The sequence below is a fragment of the Dietzia aerolata genome, assembly GCF_014144865.1.
Lineage (GTDB): Bacteria > Actinomycetota > Actinomycetes > Mycobacteriales > Mycobacteriaceae > Dietzia > Dietzia aerolata.
On record NZ_JAALDM010000280.1, the window covers coordinates 1 to 4,873 of the forward strand.

The 4,873-nt window shown below is 68.4% G+C and carries 6 protein-coding genes; 5 read left to right on the top strand and 1 reads right to left on the bottom strand.

Features of this window, described 5'->3' with window-relative positions; translation table 11 throughout:
* From G6016_RS14775 to G6016_RS14785, 3 genes are all read left to right on the top strand, one after another.
* Nucleotides 1–294, top strand: a 294-nt coding sequence (locus G6016_RS14775) for a hypothetical protein (protein ID WP_182633376.1), incomplete at its 5' end; no start/stop codon positions are given.
* A gap of 123 nt (nucleotides 295–417) precedes the next feature.
* Nucleotides 418–573: a type II toxin-antitoxin system Phd/YefM family antitoxin gene (locus G6016_RS17855; protein WP_182633377.1), complete on the top strand. Its 156-nt coding sequence runs from the start codon at nucleotides 418–420 to the stop codon at nucleotides 571–573.
* A gap of 19 nt (nucleotides 574–592) precedes the next feature.
* Complete coding sequence (locus tag G6016_RS14785; RefSeq protein ID WP_182633378.1) at nucleotides 593–1,345, top strand: hypothetical protein; 753 nt, start codon at nucleotides 593–595, stop codon at nucleotides 1,343–1,345.
* Nucleotides 1,346–1,636: 291 nt separating this feature from the next.
* Here the strand turns inward: G6016_RS14785 and G6016_RS14790 are convergent, their stop codons facing one another.
* Nucleotides 1,637–2,521: an oxygenase MpaB family protein gene (locus G6016_RS14790; RefSeq protein ID WP_182633379.1), complete on the bottom strand. Its 885-nt coding sequence runs from the start codon at nucleotides 2,519–2,521 to the stop codon at nucleotides 1,637–1,639.
* A 313-nt stretch (nucleotides 2,522–2,834) separates the two neighbouring features.
* On the opposite strand from G6016_RS14790, the gene G6016_RS17735 reads away from it, so the two are divergent.
* Nucleotides 2,835–3,974, top strand: coding sequence for an FUSC family protein (locus tag G6016_RS17735; RefSeq protein WP_182633380.1), 1,140 nt, complete (start codon nucleotides 2,835–2,837; stop codon nucleotides 3,972–3,974).
* 84 nt (nucleotides 3,975–4,058) lie between these two features.
* A partial coding sequence (locus G6016_RS14800) for a DMT family transporter (protein ID WP_182633381.1) occupies nucleotides 4,059–4,873 on the top strand: 815 nt, incomplete at its 3' end.

A 4,873-nucleotide genomic window follows, 5' to 3' on the forward strand; every position in this document is an offset into this window, starting at 1 on the left:
CCGGCCAGCGCCACCGTCGCCGACCCCGTCGGAGCGGACCTCGGCCTGCCCGGCTACGGCTTCGGCCTGCCGCGCTGGGGCGACGGCGTGGACCCGGCCGCCTGGTACCGCGAGGGCCGCGCGATCGCCGCACGCCTGGCCGCCGAACTGCCGGGAGTAAAGGTCCGACTCGCCGCAGTCGGGTACGTGTGCGCGCCGCGCTTCCTCCACGCCACGAGAATTTACGACGACGAGTTCTTCATCCCCGCCACCGCCGGCCCGGCGCGAACCCGACGTTCCGAGCATCCGTCATGACGAGAGCAATCTTGCCGAGCCGGCCCCTTTCGGAGATGCGGCCAGGAGTTTTTCGCTCTCCAGTATTTATTGCATCTGTACTCGCCAAAGCTGCGCTCGCCCTCGCGTGTGGTCCTGAAGAGGGTGACCGTCTCTGAGGTACGGGCGAATTTCGATGCACTTTTGGCGGAGCTTGAGTCGACTCGGGATCCCGTGACAATCACGGACCACGGCCGTCCCGTTGCAGTCCTCTCAGCTGCCACGCCATCGGCCAGGGCAGAGTGCCCCATCGCGGACTGAACTGGCTTACCTTTCTCGCGTGAACTTCCGGCCGCGCATCGCATCGCATTACGGCGTCGCGGCGCGCGTGTTGTCGCTGCGCTTCGCCCGCCTGTCGACATTGTTGCAAGACGGACGATTGCGCTCGATCCCCCACCTGATCGCCGCGATGGGAATCGTTGCCCTGCTTCCGATCGACAAGAAGCAGCTGCCGTGGGTGTTCATGATCGTGTTTGCCCTCACCTATCCCGTGTTCTACGCGGCCAGGGTGGGTGTCGTGGGGTGGCGGGTCCGGCCTTTCATGGACTCCCACGGATTCGTCAGTCGTGGTGGGCGAAAGGAAGTCCGCCAGGTGGTCTCGTTGATGGACCCGCGTGCGGATGCCGAGGAGCTGGCGCTGATCGCGGAGGTGAACCGTCAGGCGCGGGAGATCGTGGCCAGCGACTTCTGGCGGTCCGAGCGCATGGCCCGGTGTCGGGATCGGCTCGATCCGTTCGAGGTTCTGCGGCATACGGCGATCGAGCTTCGCGACGGTGCCCCACCGGACCAAGTGGCGACGCAGGTGGCGCGCCCCGACGATCTCAAGGTGATCGCCAGCGCGGTGACAAAGTTGGACCAGGCGAAGCGGCGGGGCCTGCTGCTGAGTGTGCTCGGCGAAGTCCCGCTACCGGCGCCGGGGCCGGGGAGTGGGCTGGACATCGATTCGGTGCTGACCTGGGCGGATGGCGTGCTGGCGCTGACGAGGGACGTGGTGGTCTCCAAGGTGATCGGCCGCGAGTTCCGCAGCGACTAGGCGGCATGGCCGACGAGTGCTCCGCCTCCCATTCGCCACCCATTCGCCGCCCCGTTTGGCTGAACTGAGTCGCGAAAAACTCGCGATTCTCGCGATACAGCTCGTCCAAACTCAAGAACTTCCGAGCGTCCCTCGCGGCGCATCCCGGCCCTCGGCCGGTTGCCGGACATCGAAGCCTGGTTGGCGAACAATTCGTGCGATTCTGGCCGAATTTTCGCACCTCATGTTCGCCAACCATCGGGTCGTGTCCGGCAACCTCCGCGGCCGACACGGTCGAGTCAACGCAGTGCCTCACGCAGCCTTCGCAGCCCGCTTCCTCTTCACCCGCACCCGCTGATAGGGATTCGCGACGGAGTCGCCGACGGCCTGTGCGATGAGTTGCTCGGCAGTCTGATTCTTGCGCGCGAGTGTCGCGACGAGCTTGGTGAACCAGGCACCACGCGCGAACTCTCCTGCGGTGCGGTCCTCCACGGCGAAGAACAGCTTGGCCTGGTCCGGCAACAACGACAGCACGCCGTTGAGGATCTGCCGGGTCACCCACTTATTGAGCAGGCCCTCCACCTCGGGATGGCGCAGCGAGTGCCCGGCCATCGCGGCGAACTTGGTCAGGGCCTTGGTGTCGAGCTCGTCCCGGATGTACTGGTCCACCTCGGCGAACGTCTCGAAATGCGGGCCCGGCACATGCAAGATGTCCGCGCCATGATGCGACTCCACCACCAGGCGGTCCGCGTCCGCCGTGGACAGTCCGGGGCCGAACTCCTGGTAGCCGCGCACCGCGGACCAGATGTAGGTCCACCACGTCCACCGCATCCACTCCGGCTGCTTGGCGCTGACCACCTCGCCGGTCTCCGGGTTGGTCCAGGAGGCGCGCTCGTGGAGGTGATCCACGCGGGTCGCCGCGGCGTCGGCGTGCGCCTTGTCGGCAAAGATCGAATCGCGCAGGTACGCGGACGTGCGGTCGAAGCGGGCCGCCATCTCCTCCGGGCCCTCGCTGGTCAGGGACACGCGCTCGAAGTGCGTCATCATGCCCGGCTCCAGCATCTGCAGGAACACCGCGTTCTTCGCGCCAAGGCCGGTGGACGGGTCGGAGAACACGCGCCACGAGACGCTGTCGGGGCCGAAGTAGCCGTCGTCGGCGCGGGGTGTGTCGGACAGTCTGAGGGGAGTGCCGGCCATGTCATGGCTCGCTTTCGGGCGGGCGCTATGAGGCGCGAGGGGCAGGGGCGTGGCGCGCAGGAAGTGCGAGGGGAAGGGATGGGCTCTGCGCGCGGGGTGGTTCCGCCCGGATTGAGGGTTGAGGAGGGTCGCGTAGAGCCGTGCGCTGCAGCTCGGCTGACGCGGCACTCCAGAGGCGGGGGCCTCCGGTTGTCTCAACAAATTATTCCCGCCTCACCACCGGAAGTAAACGATTTCTAAAGTCTGCCGAGGAATTCCTTGCCCCGCCACGGGTTTGGCGCCGGAACCGCGGCAGGTGTGCCATCTTGACGGTGTGACCTCTTCCGCGGATAACGCCGCGCCCGCCAACGAAGCCGAGCCCGCCCCCTCCCACGGCTCCCGCAAGGACACCGCGGTGCTCGTCGTGGTGGCGCTGCTCGTCATCGCCCCGATCGTCTTCCTCGACCTGTCGCGGTGGAAGGCCGACGGCTCGCTCTGGTACCTGGGGATGCTCCCGGCGCTGATGGGCCTGTTCACGGGCCGCAGGCTTGCCCTCGCCGCGGCAGTGGTGACGCCGGCAATCGTCGGGATCTCGCTGCTCCTGCACGACCTGCCGCCGATCGTCGGGGCCCTGTACATGCTGGCGCTCGGCGCGGTGACCGGCCTGTCGGCCAGGCGCGGCTGGCATCTCATGATGTCGTTCTCCGCGCCCCTGGCGGCCCTCGCGCTGATCGGGGACATGCACGTGTCGCTGCCGTCCGGGCGCGCGGCGGCGGGCGAATCTGCGGAGGCTCTGCTGGTCACAATGGGGGTGCTGCTGGCCGGCGGGCTGTGGACGGCGCTGCTCGGCCCGTTCGTGGTGGGCCGGCTCAAGGTCACGCCGCCGCCGTCGGTCCCTGAGCGGACCTCGCGCTACTTCGCCATGGCGATGGGCGGGCTCGTCGGCGTGGTCTCGTTTGTGGCGCTGACCTGGCTGCCGCCCAACTCGTGGTGGCTGGTGCTGACCATGTACGTCGTGGTCCAGCCGTACTACGCGGCCATGCTCACGCGTGTCAGCCAGCGGGTCATCGGCACGCTGGTCGGGTCGACGGTCGCGGCGCTCGTGGTGGCTGCGCTGCACAATCTCCCGGGACTGATCGCGGCGCTCGCGGCGGTACTGACCCTGCTCGCGGCGTGGGCAAACCTCAAGTGGCCGTACTGGGTGTTCGTCACTTTCCTCACCCCGGCGGTGGTGCTGCAGACCGCCGGCCCGACGAGGGATGTGGCCCAGGCGATCGCCGACCGCGCCATGTACACCCTCATCGGCGCCGCCCTGGCCGCGGCGGTGATGGCCCTCGGCCACCTGTATCTGGTCCGGCATCCGCACGGGCTCCCGGTCGGTGCCGGCGCCGCCCACCCCGAGGTGTCGAACCCCGAGTCACCCGCCGCGCAGGAGTCCAGCACCGCCCAGGAGCACAGCGCCGCGCGGGACTGACGAGCGCGAGACCTGCGGCGCCGGACGGGGGTACCCCGCGAGAGTACGACGACGACAACGCCAGCCCCTCCCTAGCCTGTGTCCATGGAATCGCCTGCGCGAGAGGCGCTCCGCCGGAACGTCGGCCATCTGGCGTCGGTGGCACTCGTCGTCATGTGGAGCTCCGGCTTCGTGGGAGCGGAACTGGGAGTTCGTTCCGGCGGCACCCCTCTACAACTGTTGGGCTGGCGGTTCACGATCCTCGCGGCGATGCTCCTGGCCGTCTGCCTGGTCCTGCGCGTCGACCTCACCGACGGGCGCGCGTGGGGCCGGCAGGCGATCATCGGGCTGCTCAGTCAGGCCGCGTTCCTCTATCTCATCTTCGAGGGCGTGAACAACGGCGTCGACGGTGGCCTCGCGGCACTCATCGCCTCGCTCCAGCCGCTGCTAGTGGCCACGGTCGCGGGCCGGATCCTGGGGGAGCGCATCACGCCGGTCATGTGGATCGGCATGGTGCTCGGCCTTGCCGGCGTTGCGGTGGTGGTCTCCGGCGACCTGGGCAACGGATCCGCGCAGTGGTGGGCCTACCTGCTCCCGCTGATCGGGATGCTCTCGCTCACCACCGGCACGGTCCTCACCCAGCGACTGCGGCCCACCGAGTCGCTGCTGCAAGCCATCACCATGCAGATGGTGGTCACGGCCGTCACCCTGGTCGCGCTGTCATTCCTCGTCGGCCAGGCGGCAGTGCCCGCGGAGCTGGACTTCTGGCTGGCCGTGCTGTGGCTGGTGTTCCTGTCGACGCTCGGCGGCTACGCCCTGTTCCAGTACGTCACCCGCACGCGCGGCGCGACGGTGGCGAGCGTGCTGCTGTACCTCACCCCGCCCACGACCATGCTCTGGGTGTGGCTCATGTTCGGCGT

Bases quoted from the DNA above. Each gene is read 5' to 3' on its own strand.
- G6016_RS14790 (WP_182633379.1), bottom strand. From the start codon at position 2,521: ATGGCCGGCACTCCCCTCAGACTGTCCGACACACCCCGCGCCGACGAC.